This is a genomic window from Pseudomonas sp. W2-17, assembly GCF_041060445.1.
Lineage (GTDB): Bacteria > Pseudomonadota > Gammaproteobacteria > Pseudomonadales > Pseudomonadaceae > Aquipseudomonas.
The window spans coordinates 231,553-258,131 of the sequence record NZ_JAUFNS010000009.1 but is presented as its reverse complement, the minus strand read 5'-3'; the positions used below and the strand labels follow the sequence as shown (position 1 = coordinate 258,131).

The 26,579-nt window shown below is 62.1% G+C and carries 22 protein-coding genes, 1 tRNA gene and 3 pseudogenes; 6 read left to right on the top strand and 20 right to left on the bottom strand.

Annotated features, from left to right (window positions below):
* From QWI20_RS14100 to QWI20_RS14035, 14 genes and pseudogenes are all read right to left on the bottom strand, one after another.
* Window positions 1-465: contractile injection system protein, VgrG/Pvc8 family (locus tag QWI20_RS14100; protein ID WP_369306008.1), on the bottom strand; the 465-nt coding region annotated here is incomplete at its 3' end.
* A pseudogene (gene tssH / locus QWI20_RS14095) lies at window positions 465-3,099 on the bottom strand (type VI secretion system ATPase TssH). The gene QWI20_RS14100 and the pseudogene tssH, both read right to left, overlap by 1 nt.
* 194 nt (window positions 3,100-3,293) lie before the next feature.
* Complete coding sequence (locus QWI20_RS14090; RefSeq protein ID WP_065991578.1) at window positions 3,294-3,785, bottom strand: Hcp family type VI secretion system effector; 492 nt, start codon at window positions 3,783-3,785, stop codon at window positions 3,294-3,296.
* A 19-nt stretch (window positions 3,786-3,804) separates the two neighbouring features.
* Entirely contained in the window at window positions 3,805-5,592 is a 1,788-nt protein-coding gene (locus tag QWI20_RS14085) for an OmpA family protein (protein ID WP_369306007.1), read from the bottom strand.
* Window positions 5,593-5,599: 7 nt separating this feature from the next.
* Window positions 5,600-6,271: a type VI secretion system protein TssL, short form gene (gene tssL / locus QWI20_RS14080; RefSeq protein WP_369306006.1), complete on the bottom strand. Its 672-nt coding sequence runs from the start codon at window positions 6,269-6,271 to the stop codon at window positions 5,600-5,602.
* Between the two features lie 8 nt (window positions 6,272-6,279).
* Window positions 6,280-7,635: a type VI secretion system baseplate subunit TssK gene (gene tssK / locus QWI20_RS14075; protein ID WP_369306005.1), complete on the bottom strand. Its 1,356-nt coding sequence runs from the start codon at window positions 7,633-7,635 to the stop codon at window positions 6,280-6,282.
* A gap of 23 nt (window positions 7,636-7,658) precedes the next feature.
* Window positions 7,659-9,197, bottom strand: a complete 1,539-nt coding sequence (gene tssC, locus QWI20_RS14070) for a type VI secretion system contractile sheath large subunit (RefSeq protein ID WP_369306004.1) — start codon at window positions 9,195-9,197, stop codon at window positions 7,659-7,661.
* Window positions 9,198-9,226: 29 nt separating this feature from the next.
* Window positions 9,227-9,730 carry a type VI secretion system contractile sheath small subunit gene (gene tssB, locus QWI20_RS14065; RefSeq protein ID WP_369306002.1) on the bottom strand — a complete coding sequence of 168 codons (504 nt, stop codon included), beginning with the start codon at window positions 9,728-9,730 and terminating at the stop codon, window positions 9,227-9,229.
* Window positions 9,731-10,117: 387 nt separating this feature from the next.
* Window positions 10,118-11,743 carry an NADP-dependent glyceraldehyde-3-phosphate dehydrogenase gene (locus tag QWI20_RS14060; protein ID WP_369306000.1) on the bottom strand — a complete coding sequence of 542 codons (1,626 nt, stop codon included), beginning with the start codon at window positions 11,741-11,743 and terminating at the stop codon, window positions 10,118-10,120.
* A 142-nt stretch (window positions 11,744-11,885) separates the two neighbouring features.
* Window positions 11,886-13,010: a GGDEF domain-containing protein gene (locus QWI20_RS14055; RefSeq protein WP_369305999.1), complete on the bottom strand. Its 1,125-nt coding sequence runs from the start codon at window positions 13,008-13,010 to the stop codon at window positions 11,886-11,888.
* A 143-nt stretch (window positions 13,011-13,153) separates the two neighbouring features.
* Window positions 13,154-13,927: a DUF72 domain-containing protein gene (locus tag QWI20_RS14050; RefSeq protein ID WP_369305998.1), complete on the bottom strand. Its 774-nt coding sequence runs from the start codon at window positions 13,925-13,927 to the stop codon at window positions 13,154-13,156.
* Complete coding sequence (locus QWI20_RS14045; protein WP_369305997.1) at window positions 13,924-14,355, bottom strand: DNA methylase; 432 nt, start codon at window positions 14,353-14,355, stop codon at window positions 13,924-13,926. Before QWI20_RS14045 ends, QWI20_RS14050 begins: the two co-directional genes overlap by 4 nt.
* 86 nt (window positions 14,356-14,441) lie before the next feature.
* On the bottom strand, window positions 14,442-15,134 hold the full coding sequence (locus tag QWI20_RS14040) for an RES family NAD+ phosphorylase (RefSeq protein ID WP_369305996.1): 693 nt from the start codon (window positions 15,132-15,134) through the stop codon (window positions 14,442-14,444).
* Window positions 15,128-15,532, bottom strand: coding sequence for an antitoxin Xre-like helix-turn-helix domain-containing protein (locus QWI20_RS14035; protein ID WP_369305995.1), 405 nt, complete (start codon window positions 15,530-15,532; stop codon window positions 15,128-15,130). The genes QWI20_RS14040 and QWI20_RS14035 overlap by 7 nt, the downstream gene beginning before the upstream one ends.
* A gap of 348 nt (window positions 15,533-15,880) precedes the next feature.
* Between QWI20_RS14035 and QWI20_RS14030 the strand changes: the two genes are divergently transcribed.
* Both QWI20_RS14030 and QWI20_RS14025 read left to right on the top strand, forming a co-directional pair.
* On the top strand, window positions 15,881-17,938 hold the full coding sequence (locus tag QWI20_RS14030; protein ID WP_369306021.1) for a TonB-dependent siderophore receptor: 2,058 nt from the start codon (window positions 15,881-15,883) through the stop codon (window positions 17,936-17,938).
* A gap of 247 nt (window positions 17,939-18,185) precedes the next feature.
* Window positions 18,186-18,261, top strand: a tRNA-Asn gene (locus QWI20_RS14025).
* Window positions 18,262-18,375: 114 nt separating this feature from the next.
* Here QWI20_RS14025 and QWI20_RS14020 read toward each other — a convergent pair.
* The 3 genes and pseudogenes from QWI20_RS14020 to QWI20_RS14010 form a co-directional block, all read right to left on the bottom strand.
* Window positions 18,376-19,062: a RibD family protein gene (locus QWI20_RS14020; protein WP_369305994.1), complete on the bottom strand. Its 687-nt coding sequence runs from the start codon at window positions 19,060-19,062 to the stop codon at window positions 18,376-18,378.
* Between the two features lie 432 nt (window positions 19,063-19,494).
* Window positions 19,495-19,902, bottom strand: coding sequence for an SRPBCC family protein (locus QWI20_RS14015; RefSeq protein WP_369305993.1), 408 nt, complete (start codon window positions 19,900-19,902; stop codon window positions 19,495-19,497).
* Between the two features lie 158 nt (window positions 19,903-20,060).
* Window positions 20,061-20,177, bottom strand: a pseudogene (locus tag QWI20_RS14010) (hydrolase); the annotation flags it as partial.
* Window positions 20,178-20,179: 2 nt separating this feature from the next.
* On the opposite strand from QWI20_RS14010, the pseudogene QWI20_RS14005 reads away from it, so the two are divergent.
* Window positions 20,180-20,449: pseudogene (locus QWI20_RS14005) on the top strand (cyclic nucleotide-binding domain-containing protein); the annotation flags it as partial.
* Between the two features lie 134 nt (window positions 20,450-20,583).
* Here the strand turns inward: QWI20_RS14005 and QWI20_RS14000 are convergent.
* Window positions 20,584-21,069, bottom strand: coding sequence for a Dps family protein (locus QWI20_RS14000; protein WP_282369874.1), 486 nt, complete (start codon window positions 21,067-21,069; stop codon window positions 20,584-20,586).
* 211 nt (window positions 21,070-21,280) lie between these two features.
* On the opposite strand from QWI20_RS14000, the gene QWI20_RS13995 reads away from it, so the two are divergent.
* The gene (locus QWI20_RS13995) at window positions 21,281-22,228 is read left to right on the top strand and encodes a VTT domain-containing protein (RefSeq protein ID WP_369305992.1); all 948 of its coding nucleotides are present in this window, start codon (window positions 21,281-21,283) and stop codon (window positions 22,226-22,228) included.
* A gap of 45 nt (window positions 22,229-22,273) precedes the next feature.
* On the opposite strand, the gene hemB is transcribed toward QWI20_RS13995, so the two are convergent.
* Window positions 22,274-23,248: a porphobilinogen synthase gene (gene hemB, locus QWI20_RS13990; protein ID WP_369305991.1), complete on the bottom strand. Its 975-nt coding sequence runs from the start codon at window positions 23,246-23,248 to the stop codon at window positions 22,274-22,276.
* A 221-nt stretch (window positions 23,249-23,469) separates the two neighbouring features.
* Here hemB and QWI20_RS13985 point away from each other — a divergent pair, with 221 nt between their 5' ends.
* Entirely contained in the window at window positions 23,470-24,714 is a 1,245-nt protein-coding gene (locus QWI20_RS13985; RefSeq protein ID WP_369305990.1) for an MFS transporter, read from the top strand.
* A 9-nt stretch (window positions 24,715-24,723) separates the two neighbouring features.
* Here the strand turns inward: QWI20_RS13985 and QWI20_RS13980 are convergent, their stop codons facing one another.
* Window positions 24,724-25,257: an N-acetyltransferase family protein gene (locus QWI20_RS13980; RefSeq protein WP_369305989.1), complete on the bottom strand. Its 534-nt coding sequence runs from the start codon at window positions 25,255-25,257 to the stop codon at window positions 24,724-24,726.
* Window positions 25,258-25,439: 182 nt separating this feature from the next.
* On the opposite strand from QWI20_RS13980, the gene QWI20_RS13975 reads away from it, so the two are divergent.
* A complete protein-coding gene (locus QWI20_RS13975) occupies window positions 25,440-26,378 on the top strand; it encodes a class I SAM-dependent methyltransferase (protein ID WP_369305988.1) in 939 nt (312 codons plus the stop codon).
* Window positions 26,379-26,579: the final 201 nt, after the last annotated feature.

The following is a 26,579-nucleotide window of genomic DNA, read 5'->3' as shown; positions in this document are numbered from 1 at the left end:
AAAATCCTGTCCCTCAAAATCATGCCGCGTGCGCAAGATGCTCTCGACAATCTGCGGCACCGACTGATGCTGATAAATCCGAAACTGCCGCCCTCGACCCAGCAACGCCAGTCGCGGCTCGAGCGTCACTTCATAGCGCGCCTCATCAGCGGAACCAGAAAGCCGCTTAAACCCGGTAATCACCCCATGCAGCGTCCGCAGCGCCTCGACCTTAGGCACCGCCAAGCCAGGAATAGCAATCGGCAATGTGTGGGCCGCCGCATGCAGACTGAACTGCGCATCCTGTCCGAGCATCCGCTCGGCGCCGATGTCCCGATCAACCGAGGTAAATTCCACGCGGTAATGAAAGGGCTGACTCAGGCGTTCTTCACCCTCAAACGCCAGCACATCCAGCGCCACAGGCAGGTTACGAACGGTGAGCTTGTGACGGCTATGGTCGAAAAACACCCCGATGGCATCGTTCATCATTCGCCCTCCACCGAAGCCAGGGCTCCGACAAACTCAAGGGTGATGCCCTCCTCCTCGCAGTGCCCCAGCACCACGCCCCGGGTCGCCAAGCGCGCGGCCTGGCGCTGCAGCAGTTGCTGACTCAGCACCGGCAAAATCTGTTGATTGAGCAAGCTGTCGATGTTCCGCGCGCCGCTGTCGGGGAGCAGGCAGGCCTCCACCAACGCGTCATGCAGGCGTTCGTCGATCCGGCAGTCCAGCCCGTAATGCCGGCGCAGACGCTCCGCCACTTTGCCCAGCTTGAGCGCGACGATGCGTTTGAGCGCAGGCGCCTGCAGCGGTCGATAGATCAGCGTCTGAAAACGCGCCAGCAACGCGGGCTGGAAGTGCTCGCGCAGTACCGGCCGCAGTTGCTCGTGTACGTCTCCGTCGGGCGCTTCGGGGTTCGCCAGCAGGTAGTCCTGCAACAAATCGCTGCCCAGGTTGGACGTCATGACGATGACGGTGTTGCGGAAGTCGATTTCGCGCCCTTCGCCGTCACGCATGAAGCCCCGATCGAAGACCTGATAAAACAGGTTTGAGCACGTCGCGGTGGGCCTTTTCCACTTCATCGAGCAACACGACGCTGTAAGGTCGCTGGCGCACCGCTTCGGTGAGCACCCCGCCCTGTCCGTAGCCGACGTAACCGGGCGGCGCGCCTTTCAGCTGGCTGACGGTGTGGGCTTCCTGGTACTCGGACAGGTTCAGGGTGATCAGCGATTTCTCGCCCCCAAACAGCGTGTCGGCCAGCGCCAGGGCGCTTTCGGTCTTGCCGATGCCGCTGCTGCCGACCAGCAGGAAGACCCCCAGCGGAGCGTCTTCTTCGGTCAACCCGGTTTTCGCGGCGCGCAGTCTTTGAGCCAGCGCCGTCAACGCTCGGTCCTGCCCGATGACGCGGGATGCCAACGACTGCTCCAGCGTCAGCAGGCTGGCCTGTTCATCTTTCAGCAGGCTGCTCAGGGGCACGCCGGTCCAGTCGGCAATCACCTGGGCGACGCTGCGATCGTCGACGTCCAGCGACAACAGCGATGCGTCGCCCTGAACCGCCTTGAGCCGGGCCTTTAGATCCGCGCAGGTGTCGGCGTCGAACACCTCGGCACTGCGTGCGGCAAGCAGCGTCTGCGCGAGATCAAGTTCGTTGGCATGCTGGTCCTGCAGTCGCGCCAGCTCATCACTAAGAGATGACAGCTGCTCGGCGATGACCGCCAGACGTTCATCGGTGTTGCGTCCGTTGTTGATGCGCTGATCGTCTTGCAACGCCAGACGTTCCTGCGCCAGCGCAGACTGCCGGGCCTTGCTTGCGATCAGCGCCTGGGGTTCGCAATCCAGGCTCATGCGCACCCGGGCGCTGGCAGTGTCGAGCAGGTCGACGGCTTTGTCCGGCAACTGCCGACCGGGCAAATAACGGCGCGACAGCACGACTGCAGCCTGTATCGCCGCGTCCTCGATGTGCACGCCGTGGTGGCTGGCGTAGCGGGCCTTCAACCCGCGCAGCATGACCATCGCGGTGGCGTCATCCGGCTCGTCGACCTTGACCGTCTGGAAGCGCCGCTCCAGCGCCGGGTCACGTTCGAAATACTGCTTGTATTCGCCCCAGGTGGTTGCGGCGATGGTGCGCAGTTCGCCACGGGCCAGGGCGGGCTTGAGCAGATTGGCGGCATCGGCGCCTCCGGCCTGATTGCCCGCGCCGATCAGCGTGTGGGCTTCGTCGATGAACAGCAGCACCGGGTGCTCGGCCTGCTGCACGGCCTCGATCACGTCTTTGAGGCGCTGTTCGAATTCGCCCTTGACCCCGGCGCCCGCCTGCAACAGCCCGAGATCCAGCGTGCGCACGCTGACCGGTTTGAGGCTGGCGGGCACGTTGCCTTCGACGATGCGCAGGGCCAGCCCTTCGACCAGCGCGGTTTTGCCGACGCCCGGCTCGCCCACCAGAATCGGGTTGTTCTTGCGCCGACGGCTGAGGATGTCGATGACCTGACGAATCTCGTCGTCACGCCCCAGCACGGGATCGATCTCGCCGCTGCGCGCTTTCTCGGTGATGTCCTGGGTAAATCTTGCCAGCACAGGGTTGTCCGCAGCAGTCGTCGCCGAATCCACGGGCACAGCATCTGGAACAAAATCCAGCCCTTGTCCCGTCTGCGCACGCTCATCGGAATGCTCGTCCAGAAACGGCAGCAAATGGCGCAACTGCACCTCGCTCAAACTCAGCAACGGCCAGGCTTCCACACACGCCAGCAGATCTGGGCTCTCGATCAGCGCGCCCAGCACGTGGGCCGAGCGCAGTTGCTCGTTGTCCTCGTCCATCGAAGCGTGCACCCATGCGTTCTTGATCAGCCGCTGCAATTTTTCGCACAGCTGCGGCTTGGCCTGGACGCTGCGCGGCAGGCGATCAATGTGGTCGAGCAAGCCGGTCCACAGCGCTTCGATGTCCCACTCGTAACGCCGGCCGATCAGCACCAGATCGCCGTCGCCCTGCCCCAGCAGTTTCAGCAGCCAGTGCTCGATGGTGATGTGGCCGTGGCCGCGGCTCTGGCACAGTGTCGCGGCCGCACTGAGGGCCTGGGCGCAGAAAGGGTTGAGGCGGCGAAGCAAACGGGAGGAGCTCTGTGCCATGGGTCATCGTCCTTGAACGGAAGGAGTAATAAGCGGCGACGAGACCGTTGAGCGGTCGGCGCCCCGCTGTTTTTTCTGGGGGAACGTGCCGTGTAGATGTGCTTGGCGCAGCGACCGCGAACGGACGCTCGACCCAGCACACCGCGGCCGGCAGACAGGCACATAAAAGCTGCCTGTCTGCCGGCCATGCAGCGTCAGGCGGTCTGGCGTTCGTTCCACGAATCGGAGTGGATGATGTTGCCGTCCTTGTAGGTCCAGGTGACCTTTTCGTAGCGCAACTCGACCATCTCCAGGTGGTTGTGCTTCTCCTTGGCCGGGTCCTTGACGTCGTGCATTTTCGGCGCGACGCGGACGACCTTGACGTTCTCCAGCAGGGTGTTGAAGTACTCGACTTCCTGGCCGGCGTCGTCGATGCGGTACCACTTGAACTCGGCGCTTTTCAGGGTCTGGCCGGTGCCGACGGCCTTGTACAGGTACGGGCTGCTGGCATCGATTTCCTTGGTGAACAGGAACGGCGTATGCACCCGGGCGCCGGTCAATTTGCCGGTGTTGTTGTCGGTGGGGATGTAGACGCTGTGGTCCTGGGCGACCACTTCGACGCTGCCTTCCCGGGACTGCACGTTGACCGAGCCTTTGATGTCAGCGCCGCCGTCATCTTTGAGCCAGAGGTAAACGGGAATTGCCATGTGAAACTCCTTGCTTGGGTTATCGAGTGCCGCGAAATGCGACGGGGGTAGCCGGCCCGGCCCCGGCAGAAAGCGACCCGCAGGCCCCCTCTTCCGGCACCAGACGGATATCGACGCGGCGGTTGGCCCTGCGTCCGTGTTCGGTGTCATTGCTGGCGATCGGTTGACTGGCGCCATAGCCCTGCACGGCAAAGCAACTGCCGGGAATGCCGCCCATGCGCTGCATCCAGTCGCGCACCGAGGCGGCGCGGTCGCGGGACAGACGCAGGTTCTGCTCGGCGCTGCCGGTGGCATCGGTGTGTCCCGTCACGACGATCAACCAGCCGGGTCTGGCCTTGATGCCGACCAGTGCGTTGATCAGCACTTGGGTCGATTCTGGCTTCAGTTCGGCGCTGCCGATGTTGAACAGCGACAGCGTGTCCAGGCGCACTGGCCCTGGCGCGTGCGCCATCTCGGTGGGTGCCCGGTAACGGCCGATGGCGTGCCAGACCCTGATGCGCAGCTGTTCGGCGCGGTACAGGCCGAGGCCCAATGACCGAGGCTCGCCGTGGCGGTAGTAGTCATCCAGCCGCCGGGCGTCGTCGTGCAGGACGGTCAACGCCGCTTCGCGCAGGGCCACCGCCTGCTGGTCCTCGCGGGCGGTTTCGTTGATCGAGGCATAGCGGCGCAGGTCGTCACCCACCTGGCGGATCAACAAGGTGTTGTGCCGGGCTGAGCTCGACATCGCGATGACGGCGGCGAAAGCCGTCAGCCAGATGCCGATGACACTGGCGCGCCGCGCGGCGGTGTTGCCGGTGTGCCGGGGCAGCAGCTCCAGCAGGCAATCCGGCACGGGCAAAACACCGACCGTGCTGCCCGTCAAATGGGTCGGCACCAGCGCCGTCTTCGCCTGTATCCAGTGCTGCCAGACGCTGCCCGGAGCCTGTTCCGGCAAACGCGGCACGCGGCAGATTGCGTAGGCCACCGGCAACCGCGCGCTTTGACGGCCAAGGCGGGTGAAGTGCGGGGCCACAAACTGCTCCAGCCACGCGCCGTGGGTATTCATCTGCACCGCGATTTGCATTCGGCGAGTGAGAGCGGCGCGGTCTTGTCGTTGCCAGTCCTCGACGCTGGCGCAGGTGCCGTTGTTTCTAACTCGCGCCGAGGGCCTGCCATTTTCCCAGCTGAACCACACAGATGGGTCGCTCGCACCGGCCTCTTCCCGGCTGAGGCCAGTCCCAGAAACATCGCGAGCATCCTGGGACGTTTGCTGATAACTCACGACCCACAGCGGTAGCACCAGCGCGCGCTTGCGAACCACGGACAGCTGATGCATCAGCGCACGAAGCTGGCCGGCCAGCGCCGAGCTGTCAGTGTGTTGAGATGGATTGATGACCAACATGACGCTCACCTGCGCGCGCCATTGCGGACGCGCTGCCAGCAGCGCAGCGGCTATACCGGGCAATCGCTCAATGCTCGGCACGCTGACGTAACACCCGCTCGCCGTCGTCCGCACGGCGATCTGCTCGGCAGTATCGACACCGGCATCCGCATCGCCAGCAAAAAGCGCCGCCGATCCCTCACCGCACACCAGCACTACGGGCCGGCGGTACTCACTGCAGGGCAAGGCTCGGAACTCACCCAACCCCACAGGACCACCAAGACGGACCGAGCGTCGACCTGCCAGCAGCCAGCCCCCGGCCACCAGCATCAGGGCGCCCACCACAGACAGGGCTTGAGCGACCAGGCTCAGGGGCAAGACGCTGATCACGATCAGCGCCAGGCATCCCGACCACAGCGCAAGCGCACGCATCAACTTGAGTGTCATGGGCGCGTCACACCCGCTCGGTGACAAGGGAGGCAACCAGCGCCGCCAGATGCGAATCCAGCACCCACCAAGTCCCCGCCAGCAGCAAACCGGCCACCAGCAGATGCAGCAAGGGTGCGCGCAACCATCCCGGCAAAGGCTTGCGCCCCCGTGCGTCGATCCACGTCGGCAGCGGCTGATCCAGGGTCACCGGTGCAACCCGGGTGGTCAACTCGGCCATCAGCTGCTCACGCTCGGGGTGGTTCGGCTCTTTGTAGCGACCGAGAAACCCCAGCATCAGGACGCGGTGATACACCCTCAGCACGCTCGGGTCCGGAGACGGCTCCTGCAACACTTCGCGCATTTCTTCGTAGAGAAACTGCCCCGCCTGATGACGTCCGAAGTAATGCGCCTGAAGCGGTTCGTGGGTCCATTTGGCGCGGGCACTGGCATCGGCGTGGATCAGCACGGTTTCATCCAGCAGCGCGCATTGCGCGTGGCTGATGAAATCGACATTGCGCTGGCTGACACCGGCCTGCGTCAGCGCATCGCGGACCCCCACCACCTGCCGGATGCACACCTCCCAGAGCGCGTCGCTGTCCGGAGCCGACGCGCCGTGGCGCAACTCGACCACCAGCAGGTAACTGTCCTGCAGCAGTTGATCAACATCGACGGACCGCGCAGCCGATTGGCTTTTCATTGGCCGGCTCATGAGCGCAATACCGCAAACAGCTCAAGCTTGACGTCCGGGAGCGTCGCCGGCACGTAGAACGCGCAGACCCCTTCGGCGAGCACGGCCTGACCGCTCGGATGGGCAAAGTCCAGAGCGAAATACTGGTTCTCGAGACGCAGCGGGATCGCCGCAGGCACGTGACTCAACGGCTGCAGCGGAACACCGTCCAGCGCGGCATTGATCAACTGATCGACGTCGTCCGGTGTGCCGATTTTGCACAGCCGCGGGAACTGCGCCTGCAATTGGGCCGGGGCCTCGCGGCAGCGCACCGACAGGTAAAAGTCAGCGGCGTCGGCCTCACGCAGGCGCGGGTCGTTGAACGTCACTTGCCAGCGACCCGGGATCACCCGCTCCAGCTCCAGGGCAATCACCCGCGACGGCAGACTGGCTTCGAGCAACGTCGAGATCATCTGCATCAACGGCGGGAACACGATTTCCAGGTCGTCGTGGCGGTAGGCCGGAATGGCGTCAACGTCGTGTTCGAGGGAGAACGTCAGCAGCGCCCCCGCCAGCTTCACCAGTTCCTGATAGACCTGCTCGGGATGGCGCGCCGGGCTGGCCTTGAAATCGGCGAGCACGGGTTGGTAGGTGTTCAGCGCATTGAGCAGCCAGAACAGCGAGACATCGGCGACGGCGAAGTCGGCCATGCGCTGATTGCTCTCACGGCGCATGCCCATCAAGCGCTGGCGCTTGGACGCCAGTTGGGTCAGCAGATTGTCCAGTTGAACCTGCAAACCGGGGTGCCCGGCGAAGCTCAACAGCGGCGGCACGAAGGCTTCGTCCAGGCACGCGCGGCCCTGCCCGTCACGCACCAGCCGGGTGACCGGACAGGTCAGGTAATCAGCGTTGTCATCGCTGGCCAGGCGCAGGCTGAGCATGTGCTCGAGCACGCCGATGGACTGTTGGTCGTCGCCGTACAGATCCTGCACCTCGCGCCAATCCTGGCGGTAACGCACGGGCCGATCCGCACGGGCGTCTTCGAACAGGCAATTACCGCCGTTGGCCTGCTCCAGCGGCAGGCACAACAGCACCGTTGCGCCCTGCCCCGAGTCGATCGGGATCTGTTCGAGGGCCAGCGCGGCGGGCAGCCGATCAACGCTGTCGGTGTCGATCAGCGTGCCATCCGGCAGGCGAACCCGTAGCGCGGACGCCTTGAGCTTGCCCAGCCGCAACGCTTCTGGATCAAAGGTCGCCGTCTGCACGCCCCACGGATGAACCCGCGACAGATGCGCAATGCATTCGTTGGTCCAGGCTTCCCAGCGCGCTTGCTGCTGGAATTGCTGCTGGGACAACAGCGCCCCGGCAGCCCAGAGAGGTCGGTCGATTTTCATGTTGTGCTCACCTATGGCCGACGTCAGGTTTTGGCTTTGGGCATCTGGGAAACCAGCGAAAGGTTCACGTCCATGCCTTCCACCTGGAAATGCGGCACGGCGTACAACTTCACGCGGAAGAAGCCGGGGTTGTCGTCGATGTCTTCCACCGTCACCCGCGCGTCCCGCAGCGGATGGGAGGCTTGCAGATCGTCCCCCGGGTCGGTCATTTCGGTGACCAGCCCGCTGATCCACTTATTCAATTCCAGTTCCAGCAAACGCCGGTCCTTGGTGGTACCGATGTTCTCGCGCTGAATCAATTTCAAATAATGCGCAATGCGCGACAGCAGAAAGATATAAGGCAAGCGGGAGTTGATCCGGCTGTTGGCCGTGGCATCGGCGGTGTCATACAGCGCGGGTTTTTGTGTTGAATTGGCGGAGAAGAAACAGGCGTAATCGCGGTTCTTGTAATAGGAGAGCGGAATAAAGCCCAGATTGGCGAATTCAAATTCCCGGGTTTCCGGGATCATCACTTCCGACGGAATCTTCACCTGACTGCCGGTGCCAAGGTCATATAAATGAATCGGCAGATCCGTCACCGCACCACCGGACTGTGGCCCGCGAATTTGCACACACCAGCCGTTATTGACGAAACTCTTCACCATGTTTGCAGCGAAGGCAAAAGAAGCATTGGTCCACAAGTATTTGCTGTGATCGGTGCCTTTGACACTTTCCACATAATTGAAACTGCGCACCGGGATGGTGTCCGGGCCATAGGGCAGCCGTCCCAGCACACGTGGCATGGTCAAACCGATATAGCGGGAATCATCGGTGTCACGGAATGACTTCCATTTGATGTACTCCGCGCGATCAAAATAATTACCGATGTCTTTGATGGCGGCGACTTCTTCCATGGTGTCCTTGCCGAAGAAGGCCGGCCCCACCGAGCCAATGAACGGCATATGCGCTGCCGCCGCGACTTTCGATATGTTGCGAAGCAGCGCGATATCTTGCGGACTGCGATCAAACTCGTAACTGGAAACAGCCGCCGCGATGGGTTCACCACCGGGCGTGTCGTATTCCTGGGTATAGGTGTGCATATACAGACCGCTCTGGGCGATCTCGGGGGCGTCTTCAAAATCCTGGACCAGATGGTCCTTGCTTATGTCCAGCAACTCGATGCGCACGTTCTGCCGGAAGTCGGTCTGATCGATCAGCGACTTCACCCCGCGCCATGTGGACTCGACGCGCTGAAACTCCGGGTGGTGCATGACGGCGTCGAGCTGGCGGCTGATCTGCGCGTCCAGCGAGGCGATGTGTTCGTCGAGCAGGGTTTTGTCGAGACGCTGCACCTTGCGCGACGAGCCCTTGAGCAGGTTGAGGAACACGCTCACCGCCGCGGTCACGCGCTCATCGGCGGAGATCTCCGACAGCGCCTCGTTGTTCTGAAACGCCTCGATATCGCCAAGGGATGAAACCGGGTTGAGGTTTATTTTTGAGAACAGCGCGTTATAGACGCCGGTACTTTCTTCGGACAAAACGGTGCCACCGCCTGATACTGCGGAAGAGTGTTTCGCGGACATGTTCGATACCTGTTAAGAGACCCGGGTCATTAACGCTCTGTGGGTGCGGCAAGTACGGCCAGTTCGGCGCGCAACTCGTCACTGAGCGTCTCGTCTTTGACGATGCGTTCAAGTTCATGACGGAAGGTCGCGTTGTCGAGCAGGTTCGATTTGAGATCACGCAACAGGTTGCGGGTCGCCAGCAATGCGCGCAGCGACGGTATTTGCCTGGCCACCTGTTCTGGCTCGAAGTCCCTCATTTTCTGGAAGTTCAAATCCACGGAAGCATCCGAACCGTCTTCGGCAAAAGTGTTTTCAACCGTGAGTTTCAATGCAGGGGAAAATTCCGCCAGCACACTGTCGAAATTGTTTTTATTGATATTGATCTTGGTGCGTTCGGACAAAGGCCGATCTTCCAGGCCGTTGCTGTAATCCCCGAGCACCATCAATTTGAGCGGGAGTTCGACCTTTTTCTGCGCACCGCCTGTGTGCAAATCGAGTTTTATATTGACCCGGGCTTTGGGCACTTCATTTTGAAAGCTGTTTGAAGCCATAACTCCTCCGTCGAAAATGCCACACATCACAAAGGGGAATATCTGGATCGCAGGGCCTTTTTATCAGCCGAGCGTCCGTGACCCAAGCGATCAAGTTTTAACAAGTGTGAGCAGCGAATGGGTTGATGAAGTTTTCATCGAATTCGGGAAGCGGCAAGGCTAATTCCCTACGAATAAAAACTCTACCCACCAAAGACAGGAAGAGAGCTGTCCTACGGAAGTCTAGAATCCTTCCTACAAAATAACCCCGGACAGTCGAACGGCTGCTGAATTAAAAGGCGTGCGCAATACAGTGGCGGCGGGTTTTAACGTACAGATATAAAAAACCGCAAGCGGTTGAACAGCATCAGCTGTGCAACACGCCTGCGGCTATTTCGAGCACATAAATCAGAAGATGTAATCGGTGGTCAGGAACGTCGATTCGCGGTTATGGATGATGTCGCTGATCAGCGCCTTGTTGCTTTCCTGGAACTTGGTCGCCACCAAGGTGCGGATCGAGAACACGCGCAGCGCATCGTCCACCGACAGCGTGCCTTCGGCCGAATTCTTGCGGCCGTTGAACGGGAAGCTGTCCGGGCCGCGCTGGCACTGAGCGTTGATGTTGATCCGACCCACCTGATTGGCGAACGCATCGACCAGACGCCCGACCTGCTTGGAGTCGTTGCCGAAGATACTCAGCTGCTGGCCGAAATCGGAATCCAGCACGTACTCGATCACCGTTTCCAGATCGCGGTACGCCACCACCGGTACCACGGGCCCGAACTGTTCTTCGTGGTAAACGCGCATGTCCGGCGTGACCGGGTACAACACGGCCGGGTAGAAGAATTGCTCATGGGTGGTGCCGCCGCCTTCGTTGACCACTTTGGCGCCCTTGCTCACGGCATCGTCCACCAGTCCTTTCAGGTAGTCGGTCTTGCCCGGCTCCGGCAGTGGCGTCAGCGAGACGCCCGGCTCCCACGGCATGCCCGGCTTGAGGTGAGCGAGTTTTTCTTCGAACTTCTCGAGGAAACTGCCGACCACGTTTTCGTGCACGAACAGGATCTTCAACGCCGTGCAACGCTGGCCGTTGAACGACAACGACCCGGTAATGGCTTCCGTCACTGCGTTGTCCAGGTTCACATCCGGCAGCACGATCCCCGGGTTCTTCGCATCCAGACCCAGTGCGGCGCGCAGACGGTGCGGCTTGGGGTGGAGCTTTTTCAGGGCGCTGGCGGCCTTGTTGGTGCCGATGAAGGCGAACACGTCAATTTTGCCGCTGGCCATCAGCGCGCTGACGGTCTCGCGGCCGCTGCCGTAGATCACGTTGATGACCCCGGCCGGGAAGCTGTCGCGGAACGCTTCGAGCAACGGACGAATCAGCAACACGCCAAACTTGGCCGGTTTGAACACCACGGTGTTGCCCATGATCAGGGCCGGAATCAGCGTGGTGAAGGTCTCATTCAGCGGATAGTTGTAGGGTCCCATGCACAGGGTCACGCCCAGGGGCACGCGGCGAATCTGGCCAAGGGTGTCCTGTTCCAGCTCGAAGCGGCTGGAACGGCGGTCAAGTTCTTTCAGGGCGTTGATGGTGTCGACGATGTAATCGCAGGTGCGGTCGAATTCTTTCTGCGAGTCCTTGAGGTTCTTGCCGATTTCCCACATCAGCAGCGTGACCACCGCGTCGCGCTGCTCGCGCATGAGCTTGAGAAAGGTCTCGACGTGATGAATGCGATCGGCGACGCGCATGGTGGGCCAGGCGCCCTGGCCCCGGTCGTAGGCGTTGACGGCGGCATCCAGCGCGGTCATCGCAGTGTCGGCGTCCATCAGCGGCGTGCTGCCGAGCACCACGGACTCCAGGCCCGCGTCGGTCTTCAGCGAGACCGGGCTCAGCACCGGTGCCAACAGCCCGTGCCATTGGTGCAGTTCGCCGTTGACCAAGTAATCGCGCTGCTCGATGGCGGGGCCTGCGCGAAACTGCTCAGGGATCTCGTCGGCGCGCGGGTACAGGTTGTCCAGGCGGTTTTGCAGGGTCATCTCATTTACCTCTTCCAGTCGGTCATCGTGCCAAACAGGCTGGACACACTACGCCACAGCCGCCGCCGAATGAAAAGCGTCGAGATAAATGTCACGTCCGGGTGACACGAAAAGCGTCTGCCGTCGCTGCGAGCGCCGCCCTCTAGGCAACCGCCGTCTGGTTGCGCCCGGATGCCTTGGCCCGGAACAGCGCCTTGTCCGCCAGGCCCAGCAGCCCGTGCACGTCCTGACCGGTGTTGCTCAGCGCGGCGACACCGAGGCTGGCGGTGACGCCCTCGTCATGCTGGCAGGTGATGTCGGCGATTGCCTGACGCAGCTTCTCGGCGATGACATGGGCCGCGTCGAGCGTCGTATTGGCCAGCAGCAGCGCGAACTCCTCACCGCCCAGCCGCCCGCAGACGTCGCCTTCCCGCACGGACTGGCAGATGACCCGGCCGATCTGGCGCAACACTTCATCGCCGGCCTGATGGCCGTGGCAGTCGTTGATGCGTTTGAAGTGATCGATGTCCAGCATCAGCGCGCACAGCGGTAACCGGCTGCGCTTGCAGGTATCGTAGGCGCGTTCGGCCTGATGAAAAAAAGCCCGGCGGTTCTTCACCCCGGTCAGTTCATCGGTCTGCGCGGCGTGGTCGGCGATGCGATGGGCATGTTCCATTTCGCGGCTCAGGCGAAACGCCCGTTCCATGGCCTGGCACAGTTTGCGCGTCGCGCTGACCACGAAACCGGCAAAGATCAGCGACGCAACGGCCATCCCCTGTTGCGCGGTCTGCGGTTGAAACAGCAGCCAGATCGAGCACGGCAAGAGAACCAGTGCAATCGACACCAGGGTCATCGAGCGGTACGCCGAATAACAGGACACCGCGCTCACTGACATGCCAACCGCGAACAGCAGCACCAGCGTCTGGATCAATAAATCCCCGGCGTGCATCAGCGCCAGCGCGCCGCTGCCCCAGATGCCGGCTGACAACACCAGCGTGACCCAGTAAGTGGTTTCCCAGCGCTCCGGGGTGCGAGCGGTTTCCGGCATCCGGAAATAGGCGGTCAACATGATCAGGCGCAAGGTGGTCGACGCGCCCAGCAACCCGAGCCACCAGAGAATCAGCGAATGTTCGAGGCGCTCCCAGCAGATCCACGAGAGCATTACAGCCGCCAGCGCGCTGCCGAAAACAGAGAAAAAACTCTGACGGAAAAGCAACTGCAAACGATCGTTGCGCACCTGGGCCCGTATCAGGGCCTCGCGCGCCGGTTGAGAATCATGGAGGTACATCGAATTCGCCCGACCCTGGCATTGGATGGGTCGGATTGTGGCATCGTGCTATGACAGTAAACAACTCGCGCGCCAACTAATTGCTGCACCAGGCGGCAGGTGCGGCAATTCGCCGGAAAAATGACGGTTCGCCCCGCCCCGCGTCACCCCTGCTGCTCACGCGCGGACGGCGGTTGAGCGAGGATTTCAATCAGTCTCAGGGCATTCCCCGTTGCGGCGCCGCTGGCGGTGTTATCGAAAATACACCACATCGGCGCACCGCTTAGCGCCTTGGCTTTCAGCTCGACGGCCAAACGCATCAGGAAATCTTCATCATAGGCGCTGTAATAGATGCGCGGCGCGCCGTGCAGTCGCCAGTAGCCCAACCCCGGCCAGCCTGCCGGTTGGCGGTCATTGCTGAGCCTCGATGGGTCGACTGTTGCTTGCGCGACGCAATAGTGCACGAGCATCGGCTGGGCTCGAACCCAGCTTTCATGGCGTGGCTCAATGACCACATGCCCGTCAAAGCGCTCGCGCAGCTGGATGAAAAACGCTTCGGCCACGGAGGGCTCGAACCCCAGCGAAGGCGGCAACTGCAGCAGCAGGCAGCCCAACCGTTCCCCCAGTTCACTGCACTGTCCGAGAAACTCATCCAGCGCATGGCCGCTGCCCTGCAACTGTTGTTCATGGGAAATGAGTTTGGGGATCTTCACCGAAAACCTGAAATCCGCCGGCACTGAGTCGGCCCAGCGGGCGTAGGTCTGCGGCCGATGGGGGCGGTAGAACGAGCTGTTGATTTCTGCGGTGTTGAATTGCCGTGCGTAGCGCTGCAAGTGGGTGCCGTCGCCCGGAAAAGCCGCCGCGCGCTCGCGGCCCAGACTCCAGCCCGCGCAGCCCACGAAGATTCTGCCAGGCGCGTTTGAGATGGCATCGTTCAAAACAGCACCTCCCCGGCTTCGCCCATGAAAATCTCTGCCGTCTTCGGCCCGATACCGTCGAACGCCTGCAGGCGCTTTTCGAACTCGCGACGGTCGGCGCTGGCGGCAACCATGGCGCTGACCGTGCCGTCATATTCGTCAGTCAGCTTGTTCGCCAGTGCCAGCAGGCGGACGGCGGTGGATTCGTCGTAACGCGCATAACCGCCCTCGCCCAGCATCCTGACCCGTTCCCGGTGGGTGCACGCGGCCAGTTTGCCAGGCGTGTCGCGCCCATGGGTGTCGACGATGACGTGATAGGTCTGTACCGCCGCCTGCGCCCGAATCCGTTTGCCCATCAGAAAGCTGGCCAGCAGCCATTTGAACAGCGCATGTTCACCGCCCTGCGTGAGATCGATGCCCAGTTCCTGCGCGGTGATGTTCTTGCCCATGAACGCTCCTCGATAGCCATTGCTGGAATGACTTCTCAAGGGGCAGATGAGTTCGATGTTTTGGGCGGTGTCTGGATCGACGCCCTTCAGGCGTTGGATATCTGGTTGATGCCGATGACCTCACCGCTCCAGATCATCTCGTAATGGGCGCTCTGCACAATGGAGCGGACGTGGCGCGGGGTCAGCAGTGCCCAGCAGTGATTGCCCGGCGAGCGCACCGAGTGGTAGCGCAGCCCGGCCATGCCTCCCTGCTTGGCGGCCCCGCCCAGAATGTGGGACTGCGCGTAGTCGTCAGGTGCATAAATCGGGTCGGAGAGCGGAATTGCGGTGGCGTCGACACTGCCCTCCTCGCTGAAACTGCAACTCAGGCAGCGGAACACAAAGCGCTCGTACTTCAGCGCCGCGACCCGCGACCAGTACAGCTGCTGATGATGGCGCACTTCGGCGATGGCCGTGTCGACGGTGTCGGCCAGGTACAGCACGCCGAACTCGCCGCTGCTGAAGCGCGAACCCGCCGGATTGACGTGGGTGAACGGCGCGACGGCATAAGAGCATCCGGGAATGCCGAACGGAATCTCGGCGAGGGGAATCAGCTCGATGCGGCCGACTTCGTTTTGCAGGCGCGGATTGGTCAGCGCCTGAATCCGGTACAGCGTCTCGAACTCGCCAGCATCGGCAACGTCGCTGAACAGGTCGATGGGCGGGAATTTGGAATTGACCAGGCGATAGGCCTGCTGCGTCTCACCGACGAGTGCGGGGAGCGCGTCCGGCGTCACCATTGGGCGCCCCGGAGGGTGTCGATGCGGCGGAAGGTTTCGTACAGCGAGATCATGTCACCCTGGGCCATGACGTCCAGGGGCTTTCTGCCGTTGAAGAACTCGTTGTGGTTTTCCATCGCCGGGAAACCGTAGGCGTTGTCGGGGTTATCAAAGAGGGTTCGCAGGGCGGCGTGGATGTTCAGCACAAAGCTGACCCGCTGCATCTGGTCCTGATCGAGTGCCACCGACCACTGCGCGTCGTCCTGGCGCGCGCGGGTGTAAGTGCTTCGGGAAATACGCAGGATCTGACAGGCCTGCTCGCTGGTGGCCTTCCACTTGTCCAGCACCCGCAGCGCCGCCCGCAAACCCACCACGCATTCGGACTTCGACAGTTGCCGCGCTGGAATGGCAATGGTCATGGGCATACCCCTTGATAGCTGCAGGTGAAAGTCTATGGACGCAACTCTAATTCAATTGCGTCCATAGATGCAATGTCAAGTTTCGACAGCGTTGATATGCGGCGCGTTATCTGACGCTTTAGCCGGTCCCACAACCAGGGTTCGATCCGAGGCCCCAGAATGCACTGAAACCTTAAGGTGCATTCCAGAGCCCCCAAAAGTGAAAAAAAGGTGAAAATTCAGCTTAGTCACATCTAGTAATGATTCGCATGTTGATTCAGAATCGCGCTCCCCACCGCGCTTTCAGGAATTTCCATTGTGATCCCTCGCCTCCCCGCCGCCTTTCTCCTGGCCGGTGTCGTCACCGCCATGGCTGCCGCCCACGCAGCCGACGACGTCACGCTGCCGGCGATGGAGATCCAGGACACCGCCGCACAGGACGACGGGCAAAGCGTGGGTTATCAGGGCAAGCCGTCTTCGAGCACCACCAAACTGGGGCTGACCAACAAGCAGACGCCCCAGGCGATCACCACCATCACCCGCGCGCAGATGAACGATTTCAAAATGAACGGGGTCAAGGACGCCTTGCGCTCGGCGCCGTCGGTGACCGTCGAGCAAAGTGAAAGTGACCGCACGGAGTACACCTCGCGCGGGTTCGACATCGGCAGTTTCGAGTACGACGGCATGGGCATGCCCTTCGCCCAGACGATCATGATCGGTGACCTGGACATGGCCGAGTTCGAGCAGATCGACGTGCTCCACGGCGCCAACGGCTTGATGAGCGGCACCGGCAATCCGTCGGCAACGGTCAACTTTATCCGCAAGCGACCGACCCGGGATTTCCAGGCGCAGATCGACACCAGCGTGGGTTCGTGGGACAGCCGGCGTATCGACGTCGATGTGTCGGGGCCATTGACCGACACCGGCAACGTGCGCGGCCGCTTCATTTATGCCCACGACAAGGGCAATTCGTGGATGGACCGCTACAGCCACGAGAAGAACGTTGCCGCCGGCCTGCTCGCCTTCGACCTGTCCGACGCCGACACCCTGACCGTGGGTTTCACTCAGCACAACAGCGATTCCAACGGCAGCACCTGGGGCAACCTGCCGCTGGTCGACAGCAACAACAACCCGATCCACTACAGCAGCCGCTCGTCCAACGTCGGCCAGCCGTGGACCTACTGGAACATGCACACCCAGCGGGCGTTTGCCGAATGGAAGCATGACTTCGGCAACGGCTGGAACGCCACGGTCACCGGCACCGGCATTACCGAATACCAGGACACCAACATGCTGTACGTCTCGAGCGTCACCGATGACGACGCCTCGGTGTTTGCCGCCCACACCAGCAGCAAGGCCCATCAGTTGCTGGGCGAAGCGAAAGTTTCCGGGCCGTTCAGCCTGTTCGGCCGCGAGCATGAGCTGACTTTCGGCGCCGCCTACGGCCGCACCCATCAGAAAGCCCGGGAATACGACGCTGGCGGGGGCACCTACTTCGACACCTCGTTCGCGGGCATTCTCGCCGGCAATACCCCTTCGCCGCAGTTTGGCTACACCAGTGACATCACCAACACCCAGAACTTCGAGGACCGGCAGAAGAGCCTGTTCGCCGGCGCCCGCTTCAGCCTGGCGGACGATCTGCACTGGATCGCCGGTGCGCGCATGCTCAGCGCCGACGGCACGGGCGAGAGTTATGGCACCGATCACTCGCAACGTGAGCACGGTAAAGTCACGCCCTACACCGGCCTGGTCTACGACCTGACCCCGCAGTGGAGCCTGTACACCAGCTGGACGCAGATCTTCAATCCGCAATACGGCACCGTCGGCGTCGACGGCAAAGTGCTCGCACCGCTGGAAGGCAAGAGCCTGGAAGCCGGCGTTAAAGGCAGCGTCATGGACGATCGCCTGAACCTGACCGCCGCCGTATTCAAGACCAAACAGAGCAACGTCCAGTCGGCAGACTTCATTGAAGTGGGCTCACAGTTCCGCTACTTCACCGACGATTACAAAAGCCACGGCATCGAACTGGAAGCGTCGGGCGAAGCACTGCCGGGCCTTGACCTGCTGGCGGGCTACACCTACGTGCACATCGAAAACGACGACGGCGACAAGGCCCGCCGTTATGTGCCGACCCACGCCTTCCGTGGCATGGCCAGCTATCGACTGTCTGGTCTGCCCCAAGCCAGAATCGGCACCCGGGTCAGCTGGCAGAGCGGGATTCAGAACGACACCTACAGCGTCATCCGCCAGAACGCCTACGCGCTGGTCGACCTGATGACCAGCTACGACATCGACGCGAACTGGAGCACGGCGCTGAACTTCAACAACGTCACCGACCGCAAATACCTGACCTCGCTGTACAGCGGCACGGCGAGCAACTACGGCGCACCGCGCAACCTGACGGCGTCGTTGACTTGGCGGTATTGATCCGGGCCTGCCTCACGTGCTCGCCGGCGTGCGCCGGACCTGTGGGGTGAGCTTGCTCACGAAGACGGTAATCCGGCTGCTGGATATTTAGCGGATGTACTGACCTCTTCGCGAGCAAGCTCGCTCCCACAAGTAACTCGCTGGCCGGAAGATCGATAACGCTATGCATCTGACATACGAGCCCATCCGACAATTTTTTATCGCGTTTGCTTGACTTCCCTTTTCCAATCAGTAAGATAGCGCGCATTCCGCGATAGCTCAGTTGGTAGAGCAAGTGACTGTTAATCACTGGGTCCCTGGTTCGAGTCCAGGTCGTGGAGCCAGACAGAAGTAAACGAAAAGGCCAGCGCTTAGCTGGCCTTTTTCGTTTACGATCGCTTTTCCCGTGCGCTCCCTGCCTGCAGCGGGACTGCATCAGCCCCGCTCCACCCCCAGCGTCAGGCCTTGGTGTAGCGCAGCCACACCGCGCCGCCGCCCTGCACCTCCGCCGACGTCAATTTCAAATGAGCCGGTTGTTTCCACGCCTCGGTCGGCACCTCGAACGACGCCGGATGCTCGCCCCGCCCGTCGATCAGCGGCAGGATCAGCACGCTGACTTCATCGACCAGCCCGGCGTTGACGAAGGAACCGCTGACATGGGGGCCACCCTCAACGATCAAGCGCTTGCAGCCCAGCTCGCTCGACAGGATCTGCACGACCTGCTGCAGATCAATTTCGCTCTTCCCGGCAAAGATATAAGACGCCTGAATCGATTGCAGGTACGCCAGATAGTCATCCGATACGCCTTCGGTCAGCACTTCGACCACGTGGGAATCCAGCGCCTGATTCTTCTTCCAGCCGACCTTGCCCTGAGGGTCGATCGACACGGCGTAGGCCTTGGCATTGCGGTCGGCAAAGTAATGGCTGCGCTCAACCGGCCCCGTGGACAGCCCCTTTGGGTAGCCCTCGTCGTGGGCGATTTCCTGCATCGTCACGCGCCCGCAGATCCAGGCGTCAAACTCAAACGTCTGGGCGAGCTTTTCGTACAGGTCTCCGGCATCTTTCTTGAACGCGCGATCCCAGCCGTCGGTGAGGGCGTGGCCGTCGAGGGAGGACATCATGTGGCAAATGACATAAGGCTGCATGGCAGGCTCCAGGCTGATAAGTGTGTAGAGCCGACCTGGATCGCGCGGAAATAGTTCACCCCGTCACTCGGTTCACCCTTCACAACGGCTGCCCATCATTGCCGGTGATGTAGACCATGAAGCCTATTGTCTTCAGCTTGGGCAGGGCTCGCGTAACATCGCGTCATCCCAGACCCGACACGGACTTACTCCCATGACCCTGCACATCATCAATGCCGTCGCCCTCACCGCCGTGACCGTTTTTCTGGTCAACCGCGCGTTCGCCCTGTATGACCTGATCAATGCAGCGACCGTGTCCGAGCATCACTGAGGCGCTGTACTCAAGCGTGACGCAACAACGATTCAAGCAAGGCACCGAAATGCCAGGCCGCAATGGCCTGGCGGTCCCGCGATTATCGGCGGGTTAAATCATCGGTGGCTAGTATTGACGGGTCAGAAATTGGCCTTCAGCGCCTCAAGACCCCCTTCGTAAATTCCCTTGAACAATTCCTCGACTTCCGCATCGGAAACACCCTCCGGCGTAAAGACGCCTGACCATTCGACCCAGGTGCTGTCGGCGCCCTCCTCTTTGACTTTGAACGTCGCCAGATAGTCCTTGATTGGAAACGGTCCCTTGTCGATGGAGTAGCTGTAAGTGCGCGCCGAATTATCGTAGGTCTGCAGGCGCTCGATGATTTCAGCGCCGTCGTCGGTGGTCAGATGACGCACGCGCCCGCCTTCCTGTGCCTCGCTTGTCTTGATGAAGGGCAGCCAGTCGTTCAATGACAGGAAGCCGCCGGTCAGCGCCCAGACCTTGTCGGCCGACACCGGGATGTGAATGGATGCAGATGCTTGAGCCATGTTGCTTTCTCCAGAAATGGGGGGCAGCGGCCGATCATCCCGCGCGGGATGGCGTGGCGGGCCGCGCCCTCTCTAATAGGCGGTAAACGCGAGCAATCTTGTCACGGTTACCGCTGATTCGGGAGGGTGTGCGCCGCAAAAAGGCGGCGCACAGGGTGTTACTTGGCGGTGAAGGCCGAGTAGCTGTTCATCAGGTTGCGGTAGTTCGGAATGCGCTGGGACAGCAGGTTCGCCAGGCCTTCCATGTCGTTGCGCCAGTCGCCCTGCAGCTCGCAGGGCCGGGCGCATGGGCCCGGGCGAAGTCATGGGTGAGCAGAGCGTGCTGGCGGATACGCCTTCGCAAGCGCGCTTTACCGCCCTCACCTCCTGCGTGGTTTACCGCATCGAAAAAGCCGCCACGCGCCAGGCCATGGAGCAGCGATTTGAAGTTGTGACGGCATTGAACAAGCTGCAAGCGGTGCGCCAGCAAGGGACCCAGCATGTGCTGATGCGTAAACCAGTGGCGATCAAAAAGAATAATTTTCTGGGGTGGTTGCAGAAGCGCTAATGATCGCGGTGGCAGGACCGGCTTCAGCCGGGAATTGGCCGGTGTGAACACCCTAAATCTTGCGGTGTGACCTCCGACGCCTTCCCGGCTGAAGCCGGTCCTACAATGAATTGCCTTCAGCCGCGACGCAGCTTTCAGGCAACGAACCCGTCACCTTCCAGCAGCGAGCGGAGCATCCAGGCCGCTTTCTCGTGGACTTGCATGCGCTGGGTCAGCAGGTCAGCGGTGGGCTCGTCGCTGACTTTCTCCAGCAGCGGGAACAGTTCGCGCGCGGTGCGTACCACCGCCTCCTGCCCTTCGACCAGTTGCTGGATCATGTCAGTCGCAGCGGGCACGCCCGGCTCTTCCTTGATCGACGACAACCGCGCGTAGGTGGAATAGGTGCCCGGTGCAGGGAAGCCCAAGGCACGGATGCGCTCGGCAATGGAGTCCACCGCCGTCGCCAGTTCGGTGTATTGCTCTTCGAACAGCAGGTGCAGCGTGCGGAACATGGGGCCGGTGACGTTCCAGTGAAAGTTATGGGTTTTCAGGTACAGCACGTAGGTATCGGAAAGCAGTCGCGACAGTCCTTCAACGATCTCTGCACGGTCCTGCTCGTTGATTCCGATTTCAATAGCCATGAATTGCTCCCTAAGGTCTGTTGATTGCTGAGGGGTCGATTCTAGTGGGGACGACCGAGGGACGGAAATCAGCCATGGCAATCGCGGCCATCGACGCGGCCTATGAAACGTCCTCGGCCAAAGCCATTCAGCGTTGACACAAAAGCACTGTTCGGCGACGGTACGGCCTCCCCCCTTTTCCGCTCCCTGAACCTTCCGAACAGGCACCGCCATGAACGAACTGCAGCAGCTGAATGAAAGCCACGGCCTGTTGCTGGTGTTCGTCAACGTGCTGCTGGAGCAGATCGGCTTGCCGGTGCCGGCGTACCCGACGCTGATCGTCACCGGTGCGCTGGCCATGCAGAGCAAGCCGCTGCTGGGCGCCGGCGTGCTGGTGGCGATGGTCGCCTGCCTGATCGCCGATGGGCTGTGGTACTGGGCCGGCAAGCGTTATGGCGGCGTGCTGCTAAAAACCATCTGCAAGATTTCTCTTTCTCAGGACTCCTGCGTTCGTCAGGGGTTGACCGTTTATGAGCGCGTCGGTCCGCGGGCGATGCTGCTGTCGAAATTTCTCCCCGGCGCCGGTGCGCTGGTCACCACCGTGGCCGGCATGAACGCCACGCCGGTCTGGGTGTTCGTGCGCTATTCCCTGGCCGGTTCGTTTATCTGGGCGGGTTCGGCATTGCTGCTGGGCATGCTCTTCAGTGATGCGCTGATCCCCATGCTCGACTGGTTGAGCGGCTACATCCCGATCGCCCTCGTCAGCGTGCTGGCAGTACTGGGGCTGTTCATTGGCTGGAAGTACGCGAAGCGGCGTCGGCTCGTGGTGCGCACGGCGCGAGTGCCTCGCATCACCGTTCCCGAGCTGCTGGCCCTGCGCGACACCGACGATGCGCCGGTGGTCATCGACGTGCGACCGAGTTTCCATGCGGCCGTTATCGAAGGCATTCCGGGGGCGGTGTCGATCAGTCTCGAGGAGCCGATCGCCCCGTGGATCGAGCGCTTGGGGGACGTCGACATGGTGTTCTATTGCGCCTGCCCGAATGAGCTGTCGGCGGCATTGCTGGCGGAAAAGCTCCACGCCCACGGCCTGACTCGGGGCAAGGCGCTGATAGGAGGGCTGGATGCCTGGCAGGCTGCGCATGAGCAGCCTGAGGTGTCGGACAGAACGGCGGCGTGACGCCGGGAGCACGCGGCCCCCAGCATCATCCTCTGCACATCGAAATCAGATCCCGCTGAGCGCCAGGTCCATCGCGAAGTACGTGAAGATCAAATCCGCACCCGCGCGTTTGATGGCGCCGAGGGTTTCGCGGACAACGCGGTGTTCGTCGATGGCCCCGGCCTGGGCGCCGAACTTGATCATCGCGTACTCGCCGCTGACCTGATACGCCGCCAGCGGCAGGTTCGAGGCTTCGCGGATGTCGCGGATGATGTCCAGGTACGCGCCGGCCGGCTTGACCATCAGTGCATCGGCGCCTTCGGCCTCGTCCAGCAGCGATTCGCGCAGGGCTTCGCGGCGGTTCATCGGGTTCATCTGGTAGGTTTTGCGGTCGCCCTTGAGCGCCGAGCCGCCGGCTTCGCGGAACGGGCCGTACAGCGCCGAGGCAAATTTGGTCGAGTACGCCATGATGGGCGTCTGGGTGAAACCGGCGGCGTCGAGGGCGGCACGAATCGCTTTCACCTGGCCGTCCATCGCGGCCGAAGGGGCGATCACGTCAGCACCGGCACGCGCCGCCATGACGGCCTGCTTTCCGAGGTTTTCAATGGTCGCGTCGTTGTCGACATGGGCGCCGTGCATCACGCCGCAATGGCCGTGGTCGGTGTACTCGCAGAAGCAGGTGTCGGACATCACGATCATTTCCGGCACGGCGGATTTGATGGTCCGCGAGATCCGCGAAACCAGGCCGTTTTCCTGCCAGGTGTCGCTGCCGGTGGCGTCCAGATGGTGGGAAACGCCGAAGGTCATGACCGACTTGATGCCGGCACGGGCGTAACGCTCGACTTCCTGGGCCAGCTTCGACTCGGGAATGCGCTGCACGCCGGGCATGCTGTTGATCGGCACGAAGTCGTCGATTTCTTCTTCGACGAAGATCGGCAGCACCAGATCATTGAGGGTGAATTCGCTTTCCTGGAACAACGTGCGGAAGTTTTCGTTGCTGCGCAGACGGCGTGGACGGGCAGCGGGAAGCAGGCTGGACATGGCGGTTCCTGAGTCAAGAATATCCGGAAGATCGCCGGACCCAACACGTCCGGCGATATGAATGGCGCGAAGCTTATGCCTGGGACGGTTTCGATTCAAACGCCCTGACAAGAAAGTCCGTTACGTTAGCCGCAACAGTGCGCAGAACCAAAACAATGGCGCCGAGTCATTTAGCAATGCCGCAGCCGTTTCGCTTGCGCATTGCCACAGTGAGGCCAACCTTGAGCGACCCATCCGATCAGCGCAATAACCGTTCCCTGGACGGTCTTAACTTCTTTCTGGCGGATGTGCGCGACGGGCTTGGGCCCTATCTCGCGATCTATTTACTGGCCGTCCACAAGTGGGACCCGGCGAGCATCGGGCTGGTCATGACCCTGGCCGGCATCGCCGCGCTGGCCACACAAACCCCGGCGGGTGCGCTGATTGACCGCACCCGCAGCAAACGCCTGGTGGTCATCGTGGCAGCGTTGCTGGTGACGGCCGGCTGTCTGGTGCTGCCGTTCATTCACTCGTTCACCTGGGTAGCGATCACCCAGAGCATCAGCGCCATTGCCGGCTCCGTATTCGCCCCGGCCATCGCGGCCATTTCCCTGGGCATCACCGGGCCCAAGGCGTTTACTCGCCGGACCGGGCGCAACGAAACCTGGAACCACGCCGGCAACGCCGTCGCAGCCCTGCTGGCCGGCATCTTTTCATGGATGTTCGGGCCGATTGCGGTGTTCTACCTGATGGCGTTCATGGCCGCGGCGAGTATCGTCGCGGTCGCATTCGTCGATGCCTCGGCGATTGACCACGATGTCGCCCGCGGCTTCGACCCCAACCACGACCAGGGCGATGACCAGCCCAGTGGCTGGGCGGTATTGCTGCACAACCGACCGCTGATGGTGTTCGCCATCTGCTGCGGCTTGTTCCACCTGGCCAACGCGGCGATGCTGCCGCTGGTGAGTCAGAAGCTCTCGCAGATCGACGTCAACCTTGCCACGCCGCTGACGTCCGCCTGCATCGTCGCCGCGCAACTGGTGATGGTGCCGGTGGCCTGGCTGGTGGGTGCCAAGGCCGACGTGTGGGGACGCAAGCCCTTGCTGCTGGCGGGTTTCATCTTTCTGCCGCTGCGGGGTGTGCTCTATGTCATGTCCGACAACCCGTACTGGCTGGTGGGTGTGCAATTGCTCGACGGCATCGGCGCCGGGGCGTTTGGCGCGCTGCTGCCGCTGGTGGTCAAGGACCTGACGCGGGGCACCGGGCGCTTCAATGTCAGCTTGGGGGCCATCTCCACGGTGTTCGGCCTGGGCGCGGCGCTGAGCAACGGCCTGGCCGGGCTGGTCGTGCGCGAGGCGGGCTACAGTGCGGCATTTCTGACGTTGGCGGCGATCGCGGCCGTGGCGTTTGTGCTGCTGTGGCTGGCGGTGCCGGAGACCGGCGAACGTGTGGCGCACGATGAGCCCCACGGTGCGCCGGCCACCTGACCGGCAGAACTAACGTTCGGGGGTCGTGCTCGCACCCTCCCCCAGTTCCCGCTGCATGATCACCGTGTCCAGCCAGCGGCCGTGCTTGAAGCCGACGGACTCGAACACGCCGACCTGGCGAAAGCCCTGTCGCGCGTGGAGCCGGATCGAGGCGCTGTTCTCGCTGTTGCCAATGATCGCCACCATCTGCCGGCGGCCGGATGCCGTGCAGTGCTGGATGACCCCCGCCAGTAACCCGTGACCAATACCGAAACCGGCCATGCCCTCGCGCACGTAAACCGAATCTTCTACGGTGAAGCGATAGGCCGGGCGCGGCCGGTACAGGGTCGCGTAGGCGTAGCCGACCACTTCACCGTCGCGCTCGGCGACCAGATAAGGCAAACCGTTGGCGCAGATGTCGGCGCGGCGCTGCAGCATTTGCTCGAGGGTCGGCGGTTCCAGCTCGAAGCTGGCGGTGCCGTGAATCACATGATGGGCGTAGATCGCCTGCACGGCGGGCATATCGGACTCGCGGGCGTCGCGCAGGATCAGTTCGTCGGCCATGGCATTTCCTTTTTCGGATCAGAACGCAGAGAGCGCTGAGCTTGCCCGTGAAGCGATGGGCTGTGCAACCCGGTTAGCCGCGTGTGCCCAAGGGTTTCGCGGCAGACGCAGGGGCGACGAACGCAGATTCCACGATTGGTCTAGAATGCCGCCCTTTCCCACTGCCGACCTGCCGCCCACCGATGAATGCCGACGCCCTTGACCTGCTCGACTCCCACCTTCAGACCGCCCTCGCCGACGCGCCCGCCGAGACCCGCCGGCTGTTTCACGGCCGTGGCCGACGCTGGCCGGGGCTGGAACAACTGACCGTCGACTGGATGCAGGGTGTGGTGCTGGTGTCGCTGTTCAAGGAGCCCGCCGCCGATGAGCTGGAAGCGCTGAAGCAGCGGTTGTTCAGGCTGATCGAGTCACCGGCATGGCAGCAATCCCGTGCCCATACGCTGTTATTGCAGCACCGCTATCTGCCGGACAGCCACGCCGAAGCGTTGCTGGGCGAAGTGCTGGAGGAATGGACGCTGACCGAGGGCGGCCTGCGCTATCTCGTGGATTTCGGCAAAAAGCAGAACACCGGGCTGTTCCTCGACATGCGCTATGGCCGCGACTGGGTGCGGGCCCATGCGGCGGGCAAGCGGGTGTTGAATCTGTTCGCCTACACCTGCGGGTTTTCGGTGGCGGCGATCGAGGGCAGCGCGGACTTTGTGGTCAATCTGGACATGTCGCGCGCGGCACTGAGTCGCGGTCGCGACAACCATCGCTTGAATGGCCATGACCTGAGCAAGGTCACCTTTCTCGGCCACGAGCTGTTCAAATCCTGGGGCAAGGTGAAAAGCACCGGGCCGTATGACCTGGTGATCATCGACCCGCCGTCGTTTCAGAAAGGCAGTTTTCTGCTGACCAAGGATTATCAGCGGGTGCTGCGCAAACTGCCGGAGCTGTTAACGGCAGAAGGCACGGTGCTGGCGTGCATGAACGACCCGTTGCTGGGTGCGGACTTTCTCATCGAAGGCGTGACCCGCGAAGCGCCCGGGTTGCGGTTTGAACAGCGCCTGGAAAACCCGCCGGAATTTGCCGACGCAGAGGAAGGCGGCGGGTTGAAAGCGTTGGTGTTTCGCCAGGGCTGAAAGGTGACCGCACGACGCGATCTCAGTAGGAGCCGGCTTGCTGGCGAATGCGTTGGGGCAGGCAATGGTGGTGTGACAGACCCACCGCATTCGCGACCGTCGTAACCTCCGATTGCTCCTACAGTTGATCTGCGTCCGGCCCGGATGGTGAGAACCCGCACGAACCTGTAGGAGCGCGCTTCAGCAGTGACAACGTGGCTG

What these genes read in the sequence shown, in the direction of transcription:
- QWI20_RS14020 (WP_369305994.1), bottom strand. Translation starts at nt 19,062, where the DNA reads ATGCAGCCTTATGTCATTTGCCACATGATGTCCTCCCTCGACGGCCAC.
- QWI20_RS14015 (WP_369305993.1), bottom strand. Translation starts at nt 19,902, where the DNA reads ATGGCTCAAGCATCTGCATCCATTCACATCCCGGTGTCGGCCGACAAG.
- tssK (WP_369306005.1), bottom strand. Translation starts at nt 7,635, where the DNA reads ATGAAAATCGACCGACCTCTCTGGGCTGCCGGGGCGCTGTTGTCCCAG.
- QWI20_RS14000 (WP_282369874.1), bottom strand. Translation starts at nt 21,069, where the DNA reads ATGGCTATTGAAATCGGAATCAACGAGCAGGACCGTGCAGAGATCGTT.
- QWI20_RS14030 (WP_369306021.1), top strand. Translation starts at nt 15,881, where the DNA reads ATGGCTGCCGCCCACGCAGCCGACGACGTCACGCTGCCGGCGATGGAG.
- tssL (WP_369306006.1), bottom strand. Translation starts at nt 6,271, where the DNA reads ATGAAAAGCCAATCGGCTGCGCGGTCCGTCGATGTTGATCAACTGCTG.
- QWI20_RS14090 (WP_065991578.1), bottom strand. Translation starts at nt 3,785, where the DNA reads ATGGCAATTCCCGTTTACCTCTGGCTCAAAGATGACGGCGGCGCTGAC.
- QWI20_RS13980 (WP_369305989.1), bottom strand. Translation starts at nt 25,257, where the DNA reads ATGGCCGACGAACTGATCCTGCGCGACGCCCGCGAGTCCGATATGCCC.
- tssC (WP_369306004.1), bottom strand. Translation starts at nt 9,197, where the DNA reads ATGTCCGCGAAACACTCTTCCGCAGTATCAGGCGGTGGCACCGTTTTG.
- tssB (WP_369306002.1), bottom strand. Translation starts at nt 9,730, where the DNA reads ATGGCTTCAAACAGCTTTCAAAATGAAGTGCCCAAAGCCCGGGTCAAT.
- QWI20_RS14085 (WP_369306007.1), bottom strand. Translation starts at nt 5,592, where the DNA reads ATGACACTCAAGTTGATGCGTGCGCTTGCGCTGTGGTCGGGATGCCTG.
- QWI20_RS14055 (WP_369305999.1), bottom strand. Translation starts at nt 13,010, where the DNA reads ATGTACCTCCATGATTCTCAACCGGCGCGCGAGGCCCTGATACGGGCC.
- hemB (WP_369305991.1), bottom strand. Translation starts at nt 23,248, where the DNA reads ATGTCCAGCCTGCTTCCCGCTGCCCGTCCACGCCGTCTGCGCAGCAAC.
- QWI20_RS14060 (WP_369306000.1), bottom strand. Translation starts at nt 11,743, where the DNA reads ATGACCCTGCAAAACCGCCTGGACAACCTGTACCCGCGCGCCGACGAG.
- QWI20_RS13975 (WP_369305988.1), top strand. Translation starts at nt 25,440, where the DNA reads ATGAATGCCGACGCCCTTGACCTGCTCGACTCCCACCTTCAGACCGCC.
- QWI20_RS14045 (WP_369305997.1), bottom strand. Translation starts at nt 14,355, where the DNA reads ATGGGCAAGAACATCACCGCGCAGGAACTGGGCATCGATCTCACGCAG.
- QWI20_RS14040 (WP_369305996.1), bottom strand. Translation starts at nt 15,134, where the DNA reads ATGGTGACGCCGGACGCGCTCCCCGCACTCGTCGGTGAGACGCAGCAG.
- QWI20_RS13995 (WP_369305992.1), top strand. Translation starts at nt 21,281, where the DNA reads ATGAACGAACTGCAGCAGCTGAATGAAAGCCACGGCCTGTTGCTGGTG.
- QWI20_RS14035 (WP_369305995.1), bottom strand. Translation starts at nt 15,532, where the DNA reads ATGACCATTGCCATTCCAGCGCGGCAACTGTCGAAGTCCGAATGCGTG.